Here is an 18,957-nt window from a genome sequence, read left to right as displayed (position 1 = left end):
CGGCGATGGGTGCCAAGGAGCTTCGCTTCGACGAGGCCGCGCGCCGCGGCCTGCAGCGCGGGGTCGACGCGCTCGCCGACGCCGTGAAGGTCACCATGGGACCGCGCGGCCGGAACGTGCTGATCGAGAAGAGCTGGGGCGCGCCGACCTCGACCAAGGACGGAGTCACCGTCGCCAAGGCGGTCGAGCTCGAGAACAAGTTCGAGAACCTGGGCGCGCAGATGGTGAAGGAGGTCGCATCGAAGACCTCGGACGTGGCCGGCGACGGCACCACCACCGCCACCGTGCTCGCGCAGGCGATCTACGCGCAGGGCCTGAAGCTCGTGGCCGCGGGCGCGGCGCCGATGGCGCTGAAGCGCGGCATCGACACCGCGGTCGCCGCGATCACCGAGCAGCTCGCCAAGAGCTCGCGCAAGGTGCGCGGCAAGGACGAGATCGCGCAGGTCGGGCGTGTCTCGTCCAACGGCGACGAGTCGATCGGCGCGATGATCGCCGAGGCGATGGAGAGAGTCGGCAAAGAGGGCGTGATCACCGTCGAGGAAGCCAAGACGATGGACACGGAGCTCGACGTGGTCGAGGGCATGCGCTTCGACCGCGGCTATCTCTCGCCCTACTTCGTGACCAACCCGGAGCGCATGGAGGGCGCGTACGACGACCCGTATCTCCTGATCCACGAGAAGAAGATCTCGAACATGCGCGAGCTGGTGCCGCTGCTCGAAGCGGTGGCGCGCTCGGGCAAGGCGCTGATCATCATCGCCGAGGACATCGAGGGCGAGGCGCTCGCGACGCTCGTGGTCAACAAGATCCGCGGCACGCTGAACGTGGCCGCCTGCAAGGCGCCGGGCTTCGGCGACCGCCGCAAGGCCATGCTGGAAGACATCGGTGTGCTGACCGGCGGCAAGTCACTCTCCGAGGACCTGGGCGTGAAGCTCGAGAACGTGACTCTCGCCGACCTGGGCCGGGCCAAGCGCGTGGTGCTGGACCGCGAGAACACCACGATCATCGGCGGCGCGGGCAAGAAGTCCGACATCGAGGGCCGTATCGCGCAGATCCGCAAGCAGATCGAAGAGACCGACTCCGACTACGACAAGGAGAAGCTGCAGGAGCGGCTGGCGAAGCTGGCGGGCGGCGTGGCGGTGATTCGCGTCGGCGCCGCGACCGAGGCCGAGCTGAAGGAGAAGAAGGCGCGCGTCGAGGACGCGCTGCACGCCACTCGCGCGGCGGTCGAAGAGGGCATCGTGGCGGGCGGTGGCGTGGCGCTGGTGCGCGCCGAGAAGGCGCTCGCAGACCTGGGTCTCTCGGGCGACGAGGCGCTCGGCGCCGAGATCGTGCGTCACGCGGTGACTGCGCCGCTGCGCCAGATCGCCATGAACTCGGGCCAGGACGGCTCGGTCGTGCTCTCGCGCGTGCGCGAGAAGGGCGGTGACTTCGGCTACAACGCCGCCACCGAGCAGTACACCGACCTGGTGAAGGACGGGATCATCGACCCGACCAAGGTGGTGCGCAGCGCGCTGCAGAACGCGGCCAGCGTGGCGGGCCTGCTCATCACCACCGAGGCGGCGATCGTCGACAAGCCCGAGCCCCCCGCGCCGATGCCGGGCGGTGCGCCCGACATGGGCGGGATGGGCGGAATGGGCGGCATGGGTGGCATGCCGGGCATGGGCGGAATGGACTTCTAGGGCGCCATGCAGGCCGCCTGACAGTCGGACTCCCAGCCGTCGCAGCCGTCGAAGGCCGCGTCGCGCTGGCTCACGATCGTCGAGCGCGCCTCGACCAGAGTGTTCTTCACGTCCGAGCGGCACAGGATGCGCGCCGCGCCCTCGACCAGCTCGTTGCAGCTGCGCGCCTGCATCGCCGCGTTCGAGACCGCGTAGGCCGTGTCGCACGAGGCCACGCGCACCACGAAGCGGTGACACTGCGCGGAGACTGCCCGGCAGATCGACGTGCAGTGCGTCGATCCGGTGTAGCTGCCCGGCCCCGCCAGCGTGGGCGCCACGCTGATGTTCCCGCAGATCGCCTCGTCGGTGAACGGGCTGGCGAACCCGACCGCATGAGCCAGCGATGCGAAGCCGAGAGACAGAGCCAGGACCCCGAACAGAACCGAGCGCATGAGCGAGCCCCCTGTGTGTGCCGGAATGGCGCTCCACTCCTCGGCCCGGGAGAGTGAGTCCTGATGTTAGGATGCGCTCATCCCGAGACGGTGCTGGCTAGAACACCACCGTGCGCCGGCCCAGCGCGACGATGCGGTCGTCGAGGTGGGCGCGCACGGCGCTGGCGAGCACCATGCGCTCCACGTCGCGGCCCTTGCGCACCAGGTCTTCGACCGTGTCGCGGTGGGAGCAGGCCACGACGTCCTGCGCGATGATCGGGCCCTGGTCGAGGTCCGACGTGGCGTAGTGCGCGGTCGCGCCCACCAGCTTCACGCCCCGCTCGTGCGCCTGGTGGTAGGGCCGCGCACCCACGAACGCGGGCAGCGTGCTGTGGTGGATGTTGATGATGCGCTCGGGGTAGCGTGCGATGAACTCCGCCGAGAGCACCTGCATGTAGCGGGCGAGCACGACCAGGTCGATGCGCTCGCGCTCGAGCAGCTCGAGCTCGCGCGCCTCCTGCGCGGCCTTGCTCTGCTTGTCGATCGGGAACACGCGCCAGGCTACACCGAACTGTGTCGCGATCGGCTCGAGCTCCGGATGGTTCGAGATCACGAGCGGGATCTCGCAGCGCAGCTCGCCCAGGCGGTGCCGGATCAACAGATCGTACAGGCAGTGCTCGAAGCGCGACACGAAGATCGCCACGCGCTTGGCGCGGTCCGAGTAGGAGATGCGCCAGCGCATCTGGTAGCGGCCGCACTCGATGCGCAGGAGCTCCTCGAGCTGCGCGCGCGGCAGGTCCAGGTCGGCCAGGTCGAACTGGATGCGCTGGCTGAAGATGCGGTCCACCGGGTCCAGGTGCTGCTGCGCCTCGCGGATGTTCGCGCCGTGGTCGTGCAAGAGGGACGCGAGCGCCGCGACCAGGCCCTTGCGGTCGGGGCACGAGACCACCAGCGTCGCGGTCTCGCTCACTTCGTGCCTCCCAGGAGTGACTGCGCCACGGCGATGCACGCCTGGCGCGCGGTGCGCCCGCTGCGCGTGCCGCGCTCGAGCGCGAAGCGCAGCACGCCGCGCTCGAACTCCTCGGGGCTGACTCGGCCGGCGAGGCCGAGCTCTCGCGCGTGGTGGCGGGCGATCCGCAGGTAGGTCTCCTGGTCGAAGGCGAAGAACGGCAGCAAGAGCCCGAAGCGGTCCGAGAGCGAGACTTTCTCTTCGGCGGTCTCGCCCGGGTGCAAGAGGCCGTCGGGGTCGAGCACCGCCTCGCGATTCTCCGACATCCGCTCGGGCACCAGGTGGCGGCGGTTCGAGGTGGCGATCACCAGCGCGTTCTGGGGCCGCGCCTCGAGGCCGCCGTCGAGCTCGGCCTTGAGCTGCTTCCAGCTCGTGTCGTTCTCCTCGAACGACAGGTCGTCGCAGAACACCGCGAAGCGCCCGCGCCGGACGCGCAGCGCGGGCCAGAGCTCGGACAGCTCGAGCAGCGCGTCGCGCCGCACTTCGATCAGCCGGAAGCCCGCGGCGCCGAACTCCGCCAGGAGCCCGCGCACCGCCGAAGACTTGCCCGTGCCGCGCTCACCGTAGAGCAAGGCGTCGAGCGCGGGCTCGCCGCGCGTGAAGGCCGCGATGTTCGCGCGCAGTCTCTCGACCGAGCGCTCCACGCCGATGAGTCCGTCCAGGGGGTACACATCGGGGTGTCGGATGGGCTCGAGCCGGCCGCGACGCCAGCGGTACGCGAGCGCCTCGCGCGTGCTGCGGCGCCGGGTCGCCATGAGCTAGAGCTTCAGGCGGCTTCGCTGACCCGAACCGCGCGGCGCGAGCAGGCCGATCAAGATGCCGACGAGCGTGATGCCCGAGCCCGCCGCGAGCGACTTCCAGCGCGCGGTCGAGCTCGCGCGCGAGGCGTCGTCCTCGAGCACGCGGTTGCGCTCCTTGAGCTGCGCGAGCTCCTCCAGCGAGGCGGCCTGCGCAGTGACCTTCTGGTCGAGCTCGGTCGCACGCGCCTCCGCGGCGGCGAGTTTCTCCTTCAGCTTGGGCAGCGCCACGCTCGCGGGCTCTTCGTTCACCAGGTTGCCGATCGGGATCCAGCCCTCGGTCTCGCCGGGGATCCGCACCTGGACCCACTCGCCTTCGACCGAGAGCTTCTGCGCGGGCAGGCCGGCAGTCAGCGTCTTCAGGATGCGGAACTCGAGCCCGGGCCCGGAGCGCACGTACACGCGCACCTCGCCGCCGAGATAGTCCGCTCCGCGCGCGAACGGTGCGGCCCAGAAAGCCGCGAGTGCCACGGTGGCCGCGTAGAGCCTCACGGCCAGACTCTCTACCACCTCGCGCGCCCTCCTTCCACTCAGAAGAACAGGCGGCTCGCGCCCAGCGCCGCCGCCACCCCCGCGAGGTCCGCCGCCAGGCACGCCAGCACGGTGTGGCGCGACGCACGCACGCGCACGCTGCCCAGGTAGAGCGCCAGCACGTAGAACGTGGTCTCGCTGGAGCCGTTGATCACGCAGGCCAGGAAGCCCGGGAACGAGTCAGGCCCGTAGTGCTGCATGGTCTCCGTCATGACCGCGAGGGCGCCGCTGCCCGAGAGCGGCCGGATCAGCGCCATGGGCAGCGCCTCGGCGGGAAAGCCCACGAGCCCCGTGACCGGCGCCACCGCGGAGACCAGCGCGTCGAGCGCACCCGAGGCCCGGAACAGGCCCACCGCGACCAGGATCGCCAGCAGGTACGGCAGCACGGTGACTGCGATCGCGAGCCCCTCGCGCGCGCCCACGATGAACGCGTCGTACACGGGGATGCGCCGCGCGAAGCCGGTGAGCGCGATCCCGGCCATGAGCGCCGGCAGGAGCCACGACGAGAGCACGTCCTTGGCCGTGGCGAAGGTGGGCTCGGCGGAGAACGCGCGCAGAACCCCGACCAGCACGGCGGCCAGACACACCATCGCGACCGCGGAGCGCACCGGGGTCGCGAGCGGGACGGGCGCCGCGAGCTTCTCCGCTTCGGCCAGGGCCGCGAAGTCGAGCGCCGGCGCGGCGGGGGGAGTCACTGACTCGGGCACGGCCGCGCGCTCGGGCGCGAACACCGGCCAGCGCTCGAGCAGCTTGGCCGCCACGATTCCGACCAGCGTCGCGCAGGCGCTGGCCACGAGCGAGGGCACGAGGATGCCCGCCGCGTTGTCCGAGCCGAGACTCGCGCGCACCGCGATCGCGCCCAGCGGCAGCACCGCGAGCCCCGAGGTGTTGATGGTGAGGAAGAGCGCCATGGCGTTGGTCGCGACACCGGGCCGCGCATTCAGTGACTCGAGCTCGCGCATGGCCTTCAGCCCGAAGGGCGTCGCCGCGTTGCCCAGGCCCAGCACGTTGGCGGCCAAGTTCATCACGATCGCGCCCATGGCCGGGTGATCGGGGGGCACGTCGGGGAAGAGCCGGCGCAGCGCGGGCGCGAGCGCGCGCGCGAGCCCGGCCAGAACGCCCGCCTCGCGCAGCACGCGCATGAAGCCCAGCCACAGCGCCATGACGCCGATCAGCCCGATCAGGATGTCGACGGCGCTCTTGGCCGCGGCCAGGGCCGCGTCGTTCACGTCGGGCATCTTGCCCGTGAGCGCGGCGGCGACCACCGCGCCGACGACGAGCGCCACGAAGATCCCGTTCAGCACTGGCTGCGGCTCCATCCTGGGGGGACGGATCGACTAGCGGGGAAACGCCTCCGGCAGGCCGCCGTCGACCGGCAGCACGGCGCCGGTCGTGGGAGTGTCCTGCCGCGCGAAGAACAGCACCGCGCGCCCGACGTGCTCGGGAGTGACTCGCGCGTGCAGCAGGTTGCGGTCGCGGTAGAAATCCTCGAGCTGCTCGGGCTCGAGCCCGCGCGCCGCGGCGCGCGCCGGGCCCACCTCGCGCCACAGACCCGACGGGTTCTCGGGCGCGCCGAACACGGCGTCGGCGTTGACCAGGTTCACGCGCACGCCGAACGCCGCCGCTTCGAGCGCCGCCACGCGCCCGAGCTGGTGCGCGCCGGCTTTCGAGGCGCTGTACGCGCCGAACTGCGCGCCGGGCGCGAACACGTTCTTGGTCGAGACGATCACCACGTTGCCGCCGCTCCCCTGGCGCTTCAGCTGCGTGAGACCTTCGCGCAGCGTGAGGAACGCGCCCGTGAGGTTCACGTCGACCGCGGCGCGGAAGTCGTCGAGGTCGAGGTCGGCGAGCGCGCCGCTGCGCGCGATGCCCGCGTTCACCACCACGAGGTCGACGCCGCCGAACAGCTGGGCCGCGTGCCGGAAGGCGTCGCGCACGTCGCCCTCGTCGGCGACGTCGGCGCGGAAGACTTCGACCGCCGGCCCGAGGCGCGCGCGCGTGGCCTCGAGCCGCGGCTCGTCCAGGTCGACCAGCAGGACCTGGGCGCCGGCGCGCAGCAGCTCGCGCGCCACGCCCTCGCCGATCGCCCCCGCGCCGCCGGTCACCAGCGCCACCTGGCCCGCGAGCGGCAGTGACTCGCCCTTGCCGAGCTTCGCCTGCTCGAGCCCCCAGTACTCCACGTCGAACAGGTCGAGCTCGGAAAGGCCTTCGTACTGGCCGATCGCCGTGGCCCAGATCTTCGTGCGCAGCGTGTGCTCGGCGATGTCGGCCGCCACGCGCGCCGCCGCGCGCGACTCGCCCGCCGCGACCAGGCCGATGCCCGGCAGCACCAGCACGCGCGGCGTGGAGTCGAGCATGGTGCGAGTGACTCCCCGCGCCGCCGTGCAGCGCTGGAAGTACTCCGTGTAGCGCCTGCGGTAGCCGTCGACCTCCTCGCGCAGCCGGGCGGCGAGTGACTCGTAGCTGGCGTAGGGCGGGCGCTCGACGAACAGGTACGGGCCCTTGGTGCGGATCACGTGGTCCGGCGTGATCGGCGGCGCCGCCGCGAGCGCCGGGCCCTGCGCGGCGGCCGCGAAGTGCAGGACCTCGTCGGAGCTCCGGTGCTCGAGCACGAAGCGCCGCCAGGGCCGGTCGGGATCGCCCGAGGCCGCGGCCAGCGCGCCGCGCACCACGGGCGCGATCTCGTTCCACTCGCGCATCGCGACCACCGGCCGCGCGTCGAGCGGCCGGCGGCCCTCGGTCTGCGACTCGATCTGCGCGCGCGCGCGTGCGACCAGCGCAATGTGACGCTCGTAGCTCGTCTTCGCGTCGTCGCCGAAGCTGAACAGGCCGTGCTTCTCGAGCACGAGCCCCTCCACGCCCGGGTCCTTCTCGAAGATCTCGGCCGCGCGCTTGGCCAGCGCGAAGCCCGGCATCACGTAGGGCACCCAGCCGACGCGCCCGCCGTACAACGCGCGCACGCGCTGCTCGCCGTCGGGCTGGTTGGTGAGCGCCAGGATCGCGTCGGCGTGTGAGTGGTCGACGAAGCGCGCCGGCAGGAACGCGTGCAGGAGTGTCTCGATGCTCGGGCTCGGACCCGACGCGTCGAGCATGGCGCGGCGCTGCTCGGCCACCATGTCCTCGTCGGACAGCGCATCGAGCGCGCGCAGCGCGACCAACGGCTCGAGCCGCAGCGCGGGCAGGCCCGCGGGCTCGATCTTCGCCAGGTCCCAGCCGCTGCCCTTCACGCACAGCACGTCGACCTCGCGCCCGAACAAGTCGCGCGCGCGCGACTTCACCGACGTGTTGCCGCCGCCGTGCAGCACCAGGTCGGGATCGGCGCCGATGAGTCGCGACGTGTAGACGCGCAGCGCGAGCGCCTCGCCCCACGCCGCGTAGCGCGCGCGGAACTCGCCGGACTCCGCGTCACTCCAGCGCTTCTGCATCGGGGGCAAACCTAGCAAACGTGCGGAGAGCATCGCTTGCTCGCCGCGCCGCGCGCGATACCCTCGAAGCGTCGGCTTCGGGCGCCTGCGTGGCGTCCGGTCCGGTCCATGCCGTCGACGGGCGGGCGGCGACCGGAGCGGGAGGCTGGGTCCCGCGCGACTTGGTGCGCCGCGGAAGGAGGTGGTCCGGAAGTGTCTCATTCGAACACAGTGACGGTAGAGGTGGTTACCAGCTAGGTCAGCCTGGCAACGGTGGCTGACTTGGCTTGGCCCAGGCACCACCCGAACCCCGAGGGTCCGCTTTGTCACTGAGCGGGCGGCCGTTCGCGGCTGCAGCACCTTCGGGGTTTTTCCTTACTCACTACCCGGGATCCGGAACAGGGAGCGGAGCGTGGAGTTCGAGCGGCGCTGCCGGGACCTCTTGTCTGCCCTTGCGCGCGAAGCGGACGGCGTGTCGTTCCACGTCGCCGACCGCGAGTCACCGAACGTGCTCTCCGCGTGGGACTCCGCGCACGTCGCGCTCGCGCTGCGCCACGTCGACGCCGCGGCCGCGGCCGCGGAGCTGCGCGCCTTGTACGCCAAGTGCCAGCGCAGCGACGGCCTGGTCTCGGGCGCGCGCGCGTTCGGCGCGGAGGCGCGCGCCGCCTATCAGGCGCAGGTCGGGCCGCTGTTCGGCGAGGACGAGCGCTCGATCCTGATCGCGCCGCCGGTCGCCGCCTATGCCGCCGCGCGCCTGGCGTTCGCGGGCGGCGCGAAGCTGCGCGACCTGCTCGAAGCCGGCACGCGCGAGCTCGACGCCATCTGGGGCCATCGCCTGCCGCCCGACACGGCGCTGCCGGTGATCCTCCACCCGCTCGAGTCCGGCTGCGCGCGCTCGGCGCTGTTCGACGAGCTCGTCGAGCAGGAATCCGACGAAGCGTGGCGCGACGAGAGCGCGACCTTGCTGCGCTCGGCGAGCGCCTGCCAGCTCGACCCCGAGCGCGCGCTGCGCGCCGGTCACGCCTTCGTGATCGAGGACCCGATCTTCTGCGGCTGGCTGCTGGTGGCGCTCGAGGCGTGCTCGCACGCCTGGGAGAAGCTCGGCGACGCCAACGTGTGTCTCAAGCTGCGCATCCGCTCGGAGATGATCGCCGAGGGCATCGCGAGCCGGCTGTGGTGGGACGAGCAGGAGATCTACACCGCCTGGAACCGCGGCCGGCAGGCCGCGCTGCGGGGAGTGACTGCCGGCGGGCTCGTGCCGGCCGCGGCGAAGAGCCTGCTCGACGAAGGCACGCCCAAGCGCGCCGTCGACCGGCACCTGCGGCCCGGGGCGTCGCCGCTCTGGGTCACGCAAGGTCTCTCGCTTCGGCCGATCAAGCGCGACGAGCGCGGCCCCGCCGCGGCGAACGGCGCGCAAGTGTCTGCGCTCGCGGCCTACTGGGCGCACCTGGTGCTGGCGCGCGCCGACCGCGGACCCGACGCGCGCATGGCCCGCACGCAGCTCGAGGAGCTCGCGCTCGCGCGCGGCTTCCACGAGTCGTTCACGGCCAGCGCGGAGGACCCGGAAGCGGACGGCAGTGACTCGTCGTTCTGGCCCGCGCTCGCCCTGGAGATGCGCGCCAACGAATAGGCGCTTGCCTGGGCTGCCCCGCGCGAGCTAGATTCGTTCCGCAGTCAGGAACGCTGTTCCAATCTGCGGAACGGAGAACCGAAGCCGTGGAGCTCTCGGGCGCGATCGACAAGGCGCTGGAAGTGCTGTTCCACCTGCACGAATCGGGCGGGACGCCGCGCGGGGTCTCGGAGCTGGGGCGCGCCCTCGAGCTGCCCAAATCGACCGCCCACCGGCTCCTGACCTCGCTTGCGCGGCGCGGGCTGGTCGAGCAGGACGCGCGCGGGCGCTACCAGCCCGGCATCGCGCTCCTCGCGCTCGGCCTGGGCGTGCTCGACCGCGAGCCGCTGGTCGCGGCAGCGCGCGCGGTGGTGGAGCGCGTGGCCGAGGAGCTGGGCGAGACGATCTTCCTGTCCGGCGCGCGCGCGGGCCGGCTCTACGTGCTCGACAAGCAGGAGGGCACGGGCTTCCTGCGCGCTGCTCCGCGCATCGGCGCCGAGATCCCGGCCCACGCCACCGCGATCGGCAAGGTGTATCTCGCGTTCGCGCCCCAGGCGCTCCGCCCGCTCGAGCCGCCGCTCGCGCGCTTCACGCCGGCCACCGTGGTCGACACGCGCGAGCTGGCGCGCGAGGTCGAGGCCGTGCGCCAGCGCGGCTGGGCCGCGATGCGCAGCGAGTGGATCCCCGACCTCGCGGGCGTGGCGGTGCCGATCCAGAGCGGCGGCCGGCTGTTCGGCGCGCTGGCCGCGGCCGGTCCGAGCAGTCACTTCGACGGGCGCGACGTGTTCCACACCGCGCTGCTCGCCGCGGCGCGCGAGGTCGAAGCGCGGCTCGGCGGCGAGCCGCGCGCAGAAGGAGAGGCGCGATGAAGGTCTGGATCGAGGGTCGGATCGTCGACGGAGCGGACGCGCGCATCCCGGTGACCGATCACGGGCTGCTCTACGGCGACGGCGTGTTCGAGGGCATCCGCCTGTACGGCGGGCGCGTGTTCCGGCTCGACTCGCACCTGGAGCGGCTGGGTCACTCGGCGCGCGCGATCGGGCTCGAGATCCCGGGTGGCCAAGCGGCGGTGCGCGAGATCGTGCTGGCCACCGCGCGCGCTTTCGGCCGGCCCGAGGGCTACGTGCGCCTGCTCGTGACTCGCGGCGACGGCGCGCTGGGCGTGGATCCGACGCGCTGTCTCCAGCCGCGGATCGTGTGCATCGCCTGCGAGATCGAGCTCTATCCCGAAGAGAAGCTGCGCGCGGGCGTCGACATGGTCACCGTGAGCTTGCGCCGGCCCCCTGCCGACGTGCTCGACCCGCGCGTGAAGAGCTTGAACTACCTGAACAGCGTCATGGCCAAGCGCGAGGCGCGGCTGCGCGGCGCCGACGAGGCGCTGATCCTGAACGCGGCCGGCATGGTGGCCGAGGCCGCGGTCGCGAACGTGTTCGCGTTCCGGCGCGGGGCGCTGCTCACGCCACCGGCCACCGACGGCGCGCTCGAGGGAGTCACCCGCATGTCGGTGCTCGAGCTCGCTGCCGGGCTCGGGATTCCGGCGCGCGAGCAGACCCTCTCGCGCATGGACCTGATCTCCGCCGACGAGGTGTTCCTGACGGGCACCGGCGCGCGCGTGGTCGGCGTGCGCACGCTCGACGGCGCGCGCATCGGCGTGCGCGCGCCCGGCCCGGTGACCGAGAAGCTCGCCGCCGAGTTCGGCGCGCTCGCGCGCCGCGACGGCCCCCTGTTCATGACGGCGGGCTAGCGGGCCGGCGGATCTTCATGTGGTGCGCGAGCTGCGCGGGCGCGTACGCGTGCGCGCGGCCCACCACGCACGCGCTGCGCGCGGCGCACGCGCCGGCGCAGGCGGGATCGGCGAGCCGCGTGTCGTAGCAGCGGCGCGCGTCGAGGCCACGCGCGCCCACCGCGAGACCCACGCACGCCTGCGCGCACGGCGCGGGGCAGCCGCTGCACGGGTCGAAGGGCGCCACCGGCTCCTCGCTGAGTGACTCGGGCACGAGCAGGACGGCCCGGATCGCGAGCCACGGCCCGTACTCGGGGTGGATCAGGACGCCGATCCGCCCCGGGGTGCCGAAGCCGGCGCGCCGCGCCAGCGCCACGATCGGCAGGTAGACGCCTTCGCGCCGATCGGCGTAGAAGGCGACCGCGGCGCGCGGCTCCCAGTGACTCGCCGCGGCCTCGAGCGCGCGGCGCACGTAGCGGTCGAGCGGGTCGTCGGTGAGCCCCGCCTCCGCCGATTCCTGGAAGCGCTCCCACAACGTGCGACCCGCGTTGCCCACGACCAGCGCGCCGCGCGCGCCCGGAGCGAGCTCCGCCGAGCGCCAGGGCGGCGACACGAGTGAGTCGTAGGCCGCGATCGGCAGACCGCCGCTGAGCGTCAGGCCGGCGCGCGCGAGCTGCGCGACCGCGCCCGCGACGCTCATCTGCCGCTCGCCAGCCGCGCGCCGGGTCCCAGCCCCGCGCGCGCGGCGAAGGCGTGCGCCGGCTCCTTGCCGCCGTCGGCGCGCACGCGCGCGACGCGCAGCGCCCCGCCGCGCAGCGCGATGACCAGGCCCGCGGGGTCGGCGCGAGTCAGCGTGCCCGGTGGCGCGTCGACCGCGGGCTCGAGCGCCGCGTCGAACAGGCGCACGGGCTTGCCGCCGTGGCGCAGGAAGGCGCCGGGCTGCGGGTCGCAGCCGCGCACCAGCCGGTCGATCTCGATGGCGCTCCGCGAGAGGTCGATCGCCGCCACCGCGTCGTCGACCAGGCCCTGGTGGGTGGCGCGTGACTCGTCCTGGGCGCGCGGCCGCGCACGGCCCTCGGCCACCAGGTCCACCGCCTCGACCAGCGCCGCGATGCCCAGCGGCTGGAGCTTCTCGAAGAACAGGCTCGTGACCGTCTCGCGCGGCCCGATCGCGACCGGCCCCTTCTGCACCACGACCGGCCCGGTGTCGGCGCCTTCGTCCGGCACGAAGATCGAGACACCCGTCTCGGGCTCGCCGCCGATGATCTGCCACTGCAGCGCCGCCCCGCCCCGGAAGCGCGGCAGGAGCGACGGGTGGAAGCAGAGACTCTTGTGCTTGGGCGCGTCGGTGAGCTCGCGCGGCAGGAACACCTGCACCGACGCCAGCACGTTCAGGTCGGCGCCGAGCGCCGCATGCTCCGCGAGCGCGGCCGTGATCGGCTCGCCGGTCTTCTTGCGGTAGAAGCGCCGGCGCACGAGCGGCAGGCCGAGCTCCGCCGCGCGCTCGGCCAGCGCGTCGGGCCGGCCCGAGTCCGGCGGCGCGAACACCCCGGCGATCGCGTGACCGCGCGCGCGCAGCCGGTCGAGCGTGTCGCGGCCGAACTGGGCCTGGCCGAAGAGGGCGATGCGCAGGCTCATTCCGGCAACCTAGCACGCGGCCCGATCGAGCGGACGGGCTTGGCGGGAAAGCCGAGCGCGAGCGTGCGCGAAGGCACGTCGCGAGTCACGACCGAACGCGCGCCGATCACCACGTCGTCGCCGATCGTGACTCCCTGCAGGATGGTCACGTCCGACGCGATCCAGGTGCGCTCGCCGATCGTGACCGGTGCGCTGCGTTCCGGCGTGTCCACGTCGAGGTCGTGGAAGTCGGAGTCGAGCACGCGCGAGCCGAAGCCGATCATCGAGTCCGCGCCCATCCGGATGGCCACGTTGGCGTGCAGCATGGCGCCGTTGATAAGACAGCGCGCGCCGATCTCCACGCGAGCGCCTTCGGCCGCGGTGATGCGGTTCTCGCCGCACTCGGTGCGCAGCCACACGCGCGGGCCCAGTGACACGAGGCCGCCCGACTGGATCCACACGTAGTTACCGCGCGCGCGCTCCGCCGCGAAGCCGGCCCCGACCTCGAGCCGCCCGCCCGGCTCGATGCGCAGCCGCGCGAAGCGCAGGTTGGGCGAGGCGCTCGGGTCCGCGCGCAGTCTCTCGCCGAAGCGCGCAGCAAAGGCCGCGAAGCGCAGGCGGTCCCAGCGGTAGATGGCGCGGAGCAGGGCGGCGTTCATGGCGGGCGAGTCTACCAAGCTCCGCGCCTGTCACTCGCCCCGGGTGCGCGAACCCGGCCGCACGCCGCGCCGATGAGAGCGCGGGGATGGAAGCCAAGGACGAGGCCCTCTACGCGCTGGTTCGCGCCGAGCTCGAGGCCGCGCTCGAGCCCGCCGAGCTGCGGCGGCGCGGCGCGGACGCGCTGCACGAGCTGGCGATCGATGCCGCCGCCTTCACCGCCACGCGCCTGCCGGGCGAGATCCGCGTGCGCGTGGGCAGCCCCGGCGGACACCGCGCCGGCCGGACCACGGTCGAGGTGCTGCTCGCCGACCAGCCGTTCATCGTCGACTCGGTGCGACTCACTCTGCGGAGGCTCGCGCGCCGCGAGCTCCTGCTCTTGCACCCGCTCTTGGCGATCGAGCGCGACGCCGACGGGACGATCGCGCGCTTCGGCCGCGAGGCGGTCGGCGGCACGCGTGAGTCGTACGTGTACGCCGAGCTGCGCCAGCTGGCGCACGAGGCGGAGCGCGCGCAGCTCGAGCAGGAGCTCGAGCGCGCGCTCGCCGACGCGCGCTGCGTGGTGGCCGATCACGCGCCCATGCTCGCGCACCTGCACGAGCACGTCGCCAACCTCGAAGCCTGTGCGGCGGTGCTGCCGGGCGGCCCCGAGCGCGCGCGCGACCTAGCCCAGGTGCTGCGCTGGCTCGAGGCCAAGAACTTCCTGTTCATGGGCTACCGGCGCTACGACGCACGCCGGGGCCGCAAGGGCTGGGAGGTCGAGCTCGAGTCGGGCAGCGGGCTGGGACTCTTGCGCGGCGCGCACGACTCGCGCTTCACGGAGGCGGGCGCCGACGTGCCGCCGCCACCGCTCGTGGGCGCGCGGCTCGACGACGAGCGCGTGATCTTCTTCGACAAGACGCGCAGTGACTCGACCGTGCACCGGCCCGGCCGACTCGACTCGGTGTCGGTCAAGCTCCTGGACCGCGAAGCGCGCACGGTCGGCTTCGGGCGCTTCGTCGGCCTGCTCACGCACCGCGCGATCCGCATGCGGCCGTCGGACATTCCGATCCTGGCCGCGCGCCGCACGCGCATCGTGGGCGGGCTCGGCGCCGAGATCGGCTCACACACCTACAAGACCGCGCTGGAGGCCTATGACTGTCTGCCCGTGGAGTTTCTGTTCCCCGCCGAGCAGGCGGACGTGGCACGGCTCGTGTCGCGCATCGTGGCCGCGGCCGAGCGCCGCAAGCTCGAAGTGACCACGGTCGCCGACGCGACCAACCGCTCGTTCTTCGTGTGCGTCGCGCTGCCGCGGCAGCTCTACGAGGAGCGGATCCGCGAGGAGATCGACCGCTGGCTCGAGACACAGCACGCGGCGCGGCACATCGACCACCGCAGCTCGTTCCTCGACGAGGACCTGGCGCTCGTGAACTTCTTCTGCGGCTGCGACCGCGAGCTCGACCTCGAGAGACTCGGCAAGCTCGAGGAGGAGATCGCGTTCCTGGTCGAGCGCTGGGAGGACCGCTTCGAGCGGGCGCTGGTCGCCGACCAGCCGAGCGACCGCGCGCTGCGGCTGGCCGACGCCTACGCCGACGCCTTCCCCGAGTCCTACCGCGTCGTGACCTCGGCCGCCGAGGCGGTGCTCGACGTGCGTCACCTCGAGCGCTTGCACGCGGGCGAGACCTCGGTCGAGCTCGGGCTCGACTTCGCGACCGAGTACGGCGACGCGCGCACGCACCGGCTGAAGATCTACCTGCGCGAGCGCCCGTATCTCACCGCGCTGCTCTCGGTGGTGCACCAGTTCGGCGTGAAGGTCATCGACGCGACCTCGACCGAGGTGCGCGCTCTGGCCAAGCCGTCGCTCTGGATCGTGTCGTTCCGCATCGAGCCCATGGCCCCCGGCGCCGCCGCCGGCGAGGTCGAGGCGCGCGCGCTCGACGGCCTGCGCGCCGCGCTCTCGGGGCGCGTCGACAGCGACGACCTGAACCGGCTGATCCTCTCCGCCGACCTCGACTGGCGCTCGGTCGACGTGCTGCGCGCGTATCTCGAGTTCGCGCGCCAGCTCGGCCAGGCCGCGCGCGGCGCCGCTACGCGCGACGCGCTGGTGCGCTGGCCGCAGGCGGCGCGCGCCGTGGTGCAGCTGTTCCGTGCGCGCTTCGACCCCGAGCTGGCGCGCACGCGCGACGCCGACCTGGCCGAGGCCGCGCGCGCGCTCGCGGCCGCGCGCGAGCCGATCGCGAGCGCCGCCGAGGACCGCGTGTTCGGCATGCTCGAGAACCTGGTGCAGAGCACGCTGCGCACCAGTCACTACGTGCCTGCCGCCCCGGGCGCGCCGCACGAGCTCGCGTTCAAGCTCGACTCGGCGCGCGTGCAGGGCATGCCGGCGCCGGCGCCCTGGGTCGAGATCTTCGTGCACTCTTGCGAGCTGGTCGGCGTACACCTGCGCGGCGGTCCGGTCGCGCGCGGCGGGCTGCGCTGGAGTGACCGGCCGGAGGACGTGCGCTCCGAGGTGCTCGCGCTGTGGCGCACGCAGATGGTCAAGAACGGCCTGATCGTGCCGGTGGGCGCCAAGGGCGGCTTCGCGCTGCGCCGCGCGCCGGACGACCCGAAGGCGGCGCGCGCCGAGGCCGACCGGCTGTACGCGCGCTTCGTGACCGCGCTCCTGCGAGTCACCGACGACGTGAAGGCGGGCTGCGTGACTCCACCGGCCGGCATCGTGCGCCATGACGGCGACGACCCGTACCTGGTCGTGGCCGCCGACAAGGGCACGGCGCACCTGTCCGACGTGGCGAACCGCACCTCCGCCGAGCACGGCTTCTGGCTGGGCGACGCCTTCGCCTCGGGCGGCAGCAACGGCTACGACCACAAGCGCGAGGCGATCACCGCGCGCGGCGCGTGGCTGTGCGCGCAGAGACACTTCGCGGAGTGGGGCCGCGCTGCGGAGCGCGATGGCTTTCGCGCGGTCGGCATCGGCGACATGTCGGGCGACGTGTTCGGCAACGGCCTCCTGCTCATGCGCTCGGCGAAGCTCGTCGCCGCGTTCGACCACCGGCACGTGTTCGTCGACCCCGAGCCCGCGCCCGAGCGCGCCTGGGAGGAGCGCAAGCGGCTGTTCGCGCTGCCGCGCTCGTCGTGGGCCGACTACGCGCGCGAGGCGATCAGCGCCGGCGGCGGCGTCTGGGAGCGCGGCGCGAAGCGCATCGCGCTGTCACCCGAAGCGCGCCGGGCGCTCGGCTGCACGGCCGAGGCGCTGTCGGGCGAGGAGCTGGTGCGCGCCGTGCTGCGCGCGCCGGTCGACCTCTTGTGGAACGGCGGGATCGGCACCTACGTGAAGGCCTCGAGCGAGTCACACGCCGACGCCGGCGACCGCGCCAACGACGCGGTGCGCGTCGACGCGCGCGAGCTGCGCGCGCGCATCGTGGCCGAGGGCGGGAACGTGGGACTCACGCAGGCCGCGCGCGTCGAGTTCGCGCTGGCGGGCGGCCGGATCGACACCGACGCGATCCACAACGCGGGCGGCGTAGCGCTGTCGGACCACGAGGTGAACTTCAAGATCCTGCTGGCGCCCCTGGCGGGCAGCGAGCTCCTGCCGCCCGCGGAGCGCAGCGCGGTGCTGCGCGCCTGCGCGGAGAGCGCGGACACGGCGGTGCTGGAGCGCTGCGCGAGCCAGAGCCTGTGTCTCTCGCTCGACGCGCTGCGCGCGCAGGCCGATCCCGAGCGGCTGGTCCAGGTGGCCGAGTATCTGGTCGCCAACGCCGAGCTCGACCCCGCGCTGGAGCGCATGCCCGGACGCGAGCACGTGCGCGCGCGCGGCTGGACGCGCCCCGAGCTGGCCGTGTTGCTCGGCTACACCAAGCGCTTGTGCAAGACCCGGCTCGCGCAGGCGGCCCCGCCCGCGCACCCGCTGCTCGCGGAGCTGTTCCAGGCCTACTTCCCGCGCGCGCTGCGCGAACGCTTCGCGCACGAGCTCGAGACGCACCAGCTGCGCGATGCGATCACCGCGACCTGTCTCGTGAACCACGCCGTCGACCGCGCGGGGGTGTGTCTCGTGCCCGAGGCGGTGCGCGCGCTGGGAGTGACTCCCAGCGAGGTGCTGTGCGCCTGGCTCTCCGCCGACTCGCTCCTGGGCGCCGAGGCCGCCCGCCAGGCCCTGCAGTCGAGCCCCGATTCCGAGGAGTCACGGCTGCGCGCGCGGCTGGCCGTGGAGGATGCGGTCAGCCAGGCCGCGCTGCTGTCGCTGGGTCTCGAAGGGCGCGCCTTGCGCGAGCCCGCGGACGAGCGCCGCCGGGCCGCGGGGCTCGCCGAGCTGCGCGCGAAGCTCGGCGGCACGCCGGATCTCTCGGCCCTGGCGCGCGCTCTGCCCGTGCTGTGGATCGCGGAGCGCGCGTCCACGCCGGTCGCGCGCACGCTCGAAGTCTGGGGGGAGCTCGGCGCGCGCACGCGCATCCACTGGCTGCTCGAGCGCCTTTGCCAGGTGGAGCTGGCCGACGGCTGGAGCCGGATCGGCGCCGCCGCGCTCGGCCTCGAGATGCATCGCGCGCTCGCCGAGCTGTGCGAGCGCGAGCTCGGAAGCGCCGCCCGCCGGACCTCGCGCAGCCGGCCCTCGCACGAGCCAACCCTGCGTGCCGTCGAGGAAATCGCCGCTGCAATCGACTCCGGGTCGCGCGCGCTCGCGCCCCTGCTGGTGCTGTCGCAGCGCATCCGGCGCCTGTGCTAGGGTCCGCGCCGGAGAGGTGCCAGAGCGGTTGAACGGGGCGGTCTCGAAAACCGTTGTGCCCTTACGGGTACCGGGGGTTCGAATCCCCCCCTCTCCGCCACAGTGAGACTCGTCCGCGCGCAGCGCGCGGCCACTCACCCTTCGCTCGCCTGCGGCTCGCTGCGCGGCCCTTCCGGGCCTTGCGGGCCTCGCTCAGGGCGGCCTTCGCTCGGCCTCTGACTGACTACGTTCGCCTGCGGCTCACTGCGCGGCCCTTCCGGGCCTTGCGGGCCTCGCTCAGGGCGGCCTTCGCTCGGCCTCGCAGTAACGATCGGCCAGCTCGAGAAGATTGCGCGCGGCTTCGCCGCTGGCGCGTGACTCGGAGCTGGACTCACTGCTGCCAGCGGCCCTCGAACTGGAGGCGGTCGCCGGTCGCGCGCAGGATCATTCGCTCTTCGTCCTGGGTCCGGAAGCGGCCGGTGGGGTCGGTGAAGGCGTAGCTGAGGACGACGCGGAGGTAGACGGTGTCTGGCGTCGAGCGCTCCTCGTCGATGCTCGCGGCGAGCAGGCGGTAGCTGTTGCGCGTGGTCCAGGTGCCGGCGAGGTCGGCCGGGAGCGCGCGGAAGCCGAGCGAGGTGAAGAGCTGTGAGTCGTGGGTCTCCTGTGCGCGCAGCCAGTCGTCGACGAACCGGTGCACCGATGGGCTGAGCTCGAAGCTGGCCGAGGTCGGGAGCGGCTGGGGCGGCGCCGTGCCGTCGGGCGACGCCGGCACGGTCTGCGGCGGGGCCGGGTTGGCCGGGCGCACGATCACGACCGTGGTCGGCGGAGGCGTCGGCGGAGCGGGCA

General features: G+C 73.2%; 15 protein-coding genes and 1 tRNA gene. 6 read left to right on the top strand and 10 right to left on the bottom strand.

Going from position 1 to position 18,957, the window contains the following annotated elements; translation table 11 throughout:
- Positions 1 to 5: 5 nt before the first annotated feature.
- Positions 6 to 1,679, top strand: a complete 1,674-nt coding sequence (gene groL / locus VMR86_10340) for a chaperonin GroEL (protein HTO07439.1) — start codon at positions 6 to 8, stop codon at positions 1,677 to 1,679.
- Here groL and VMR86_10335 read toward each other — a convergent pair.
- The 6 genes from VMR86_10335 to VMR86_10310 all read right to left on the bottom strand — a co-directional run bounded on the left by VMR86_10335 (position 1,676) and on the right by VMR86_10310 (position 7,851).
- The gene (locus VMR86_10335; GenBank protein HTO07438.1) at positions 1,676 to 2,110 is read right to left on the bottom strand and encodes a hypothetical protein; all 435 of its coding nucleotides are present in this window, start codon (positions 2,108 to 2,110) and stop codon (positions 1,676 to 1,678) included. The two genes, groL and VMR86_10335, sit on opposite strands and share 4 nt — an antisense overlap.
- A gap of 97 nt (positions 2,111 to 2,207) precedes the next feature.
- Positions 2,208 to 3,059 (bottom strand): formyltetrahydrofolate deformylase, encoded by an 852-nt coding sequence (gene purU, locus VMR86_10330; protein ID HTO07437.1) that lies wholly within the window; start codon positions 3,057 to 3,059, stop codon positions 2,208 to 2,210.
- Positions 3,056 to 3,853 (bottom strand): ATP-binding protein, encoded by a 798-nt coding sequence (locus tag VMR86_10325; GenBank protein HTO07436.1) that lies wholly within the window; start codon positions 3,851 to 3,853, stop codon positions 3,056 to 3,058. Before VMR86_10325 ends, purU begins: the two co-directional genes overlap by 4 nt.
- 3 nt (positions 3,854 to 3,856) lie before the next feature.
- Positions 3,857 to 4,387 carry a TIGR04211 family SH3 domain-containing protein gene (locus tag VMR86_10320; protein ID HTO07435.1) on the bottom strand — a complete coding sequence of 177 codons (531 nt, stop codon included), beginning with the start codon at positions 4,385 to 4,387 and terminating at the stop codon, positions 3,857 to 3,859.
- Positions 4,388 to 4,425: 38 nt separating this feature from the next.
- Positions 4,426 to 5,730 carry a nucleoside recognition domain-containing protein gene (locus VMR86_10315; GenBank protein ID HTO07434.1) on the bottom strand — a complete coding sequence of 435 codons (1,305 nt, stop codon included), beginning with the start codon at positions 5,728 to 5,730 and terminating at the stop codon, positions 4,426 to 4,428.
- Between the two features lie 33 nt (positions 5,731 to 5,763).
- The gene (locus tag VMR86_10310; GenBank protein ID HTO07433.1) at positions 5,764 to 7,851 is read right to left on the bottom strand and encodes a bifunctional aldolase/short-chain dehydrogenase; all 2,088 of its coding nucleotides are present in this window, start codon (positions 7,849 to 7,851) and stop codon (positions 5,764 to 5,766) included.
- A gap of 391 nt (positions 7,852 to 8,242) precedes the next feature.
- Between VMR86_10310 and VMR86_10305 the strand changes: the two genes are divergently transcribed.
- The 3 genes from VMR86_10305 to ilvE all read left to right on the top strand — a co-directional run bounded on the left by VMR86_10305 (position 8,243) and on the right by ilvE (position 11,183).
- Positions 8,243 to 9,460, top strand: coding sequence for a hypothetical protein (locus tag VMR86_10305; GenBank protein ID HTO07432.1), 1,218 nt, complete (start codon positions 8,243 to 8,245; stop codon positions 9,458 to 9,460).
- 86 nt (positions 9,461 to 9,546) lie between these two features.
- Complete coding sequence (locus VMR86_10300) at positions 9,547 to 10,308, top strand: IclR family transcriptional regulator (protein ID HTO07431.1); 762 nt, start codon at positions 9,547 to 9,549, stop codon at positions 10,306 to 10,308.
- The gene (gene ilvE / locus VMR86_10295) at positions 10,305 to 11,183 is read left to right on the top strand and encodes a branched-chain-amino-acid transaminase (GenBank protein ID HTO07430.1); all 879 of its coding nucleotides are present in this window, start codon (positions 10,305 to 10,307) and stop codon (positions 11,181 to 11,183) included. The genes VMR86_10300 and ilvE overlap by 4 nt, the downstream gene beginning before the upstream one ends.
- On the opposite strand, the gene VMR86_10290 is transcribed toward ilvE, so the two are convergent.
- The 3 genes from VMR86_10290 to VMR86_10280 are packed head-to-tail and all read right to left on the bottom strand — an operon-like array spanning position 11,167 to position 13,438.
- A complete protein-coding gene (locus tag VMR86_10290; protein HTO07429.1) occupies positions 11,167 to 11,862 on the bottom strand; it encodes a hypothetical protein in 696 nt (231 codons plus the stop codon). The genes ilvE and VMR86_10290 overlap by 17 nt on opposite strands.
- The gene (locus VMR86_10285) at positions 11,859 to 12,800 is read right to left on the bottom strand and encodes a methionyl-tRNA formyltransferase (protein ID HTO07428.1); all 942 of its coding nucleotides are present in this window, start codon (positions 12,798 to 12,800) and stop codon (positions 11,859 to 11,861) included. The genes VMR86_10290 and VMR86_10285 overlap by 4 nt, the downstream gene beginning before the upstream one ends.
- Positions 12,797 to 13,438, bottom strand: coding sequence for an acyltransferase (locus VMR86_10280; GenBank protein ID HTO07427.1), 642 nt, complete (start codon positions 13,436 to 13,438; stop codon positions 12,797 to 12,799). The genes VMR86_10285 and VMR86_10280 overlap by 4 nt, the downstream gene beginning before the upstream one ends.
- A gap of 86 nt (positions 13,439 to 13,524) precedes the next feature.
- On the opposite strand from VMR86_10280, the gene VMR86_10275 reads away from it, so the two are divergent.
- Positions 13,525 to 18,132 carry an NAD-glutamate dehydrogenase domain-containing protein gene (locus VMR86_10275; GenBank protein HTO07426.1) on the top strand — a complete coding sequence of 1,536 codons (4,608 nt, stop codon included), beginning with the start codon at positions 13,525 to 13,527 and terminating at the stop codon, positions 18,130 to 18,132.
- Positions 18,133 to 18,142: 10 nt separating this feature from the next.
- A tRNA-Ser gene (locus VMR86_10270) sits at positions 18,143 to 18,232 on the top strand.
- 270 nt (positions 18,233 to 18,502) lie between these two features.
- Here VMR86_10270 and VMR86_10265 read toward each other — a convergent pair.
- Positions 18,503 to 18,957: hypothetical protein (locus tag VMR86_10265; protein HTO07425.1), on the bottom strand; the 455-nt coding region annotated here is incomplete at its 5' end.

This window comes from Myxococcota bacterium, assembly GCA_035498015.1.
Classification (GTDB): Bacteria; Myxococcota_A; UBA9160; order SZUA-336; family SZUA-336; genus VGRW01.
This window is presented reverse-complemented; position numbering and strand designations above follow the sequence as displayed.

Excerpts from the sequence above, each read along its gene's own strand:
- VMR86_10310 (HTO07433.1), bottom strand. The coding sequence starts at position 7,851 with ATGCAGAAGCGCTGGAGTGACGCGGAGTCCGGCGAGTTCCGCGCGCGC.
- VMR86_10290 (HTO07429.1), bottom strand. The coding sequence starts at position 11,862 with ATGAGCGTCGCGGGCGCGGTCGCGCAGCTCGCGCGCGCCGGCCTGACG.
- VMR86_10335 (HTO07438.1), bottom strand. The coding sequence starts at position 2,110 with ATGCGCTCGGTTCTGTTCGGGGTCCTGGCTCTGTCTCTCGGCTTCGCA.
- VMR86_10325 (HTO07436.1), bottom strand. The coding sequence starts at position 3,853 with ATGGCGACCCGGCGCCGCAGCACGCGCGAGGCGCTCGCGTACCGCTGG.
- VMR86_10275 (HTO07426.1), top strand. The coding sequence starts at position 13,525 with ATGGAAGCCAAGGACGAGGCCCTCTACGCGCTGGTTCGCGCCGAGCTC.
- VMR86_10280 (HTO07427.1), bottom strand. The coding sequence starts at position 13,438 with ATGAACGCCGCCCTGCTCCGCGCCATCTACCGCTGGGACCGCCTGCGC.
- ilvE (HTO07430.1), top strand. The coding sequence starts at position 10,305 with ATGAAGGTCTGGATCGAGGGTCGGATCGTCGACGGAGCGGACGCGCGC.
- groL (HTO07439.1), top strand. The coding sequence starts at position 6 with ATGGGTGCCAAGGAGCTTCGCTTCGACGAGGCCGCGCGCCGCGGCCTG.
- VMR86_10285 (HTO07428.1), bottom strand. The coding sequence starts at position 12,800 with ATGAGCCTGCGCATCGCCCTCTTCGGCCAGGCCCAGTTCGGCCGCGAC.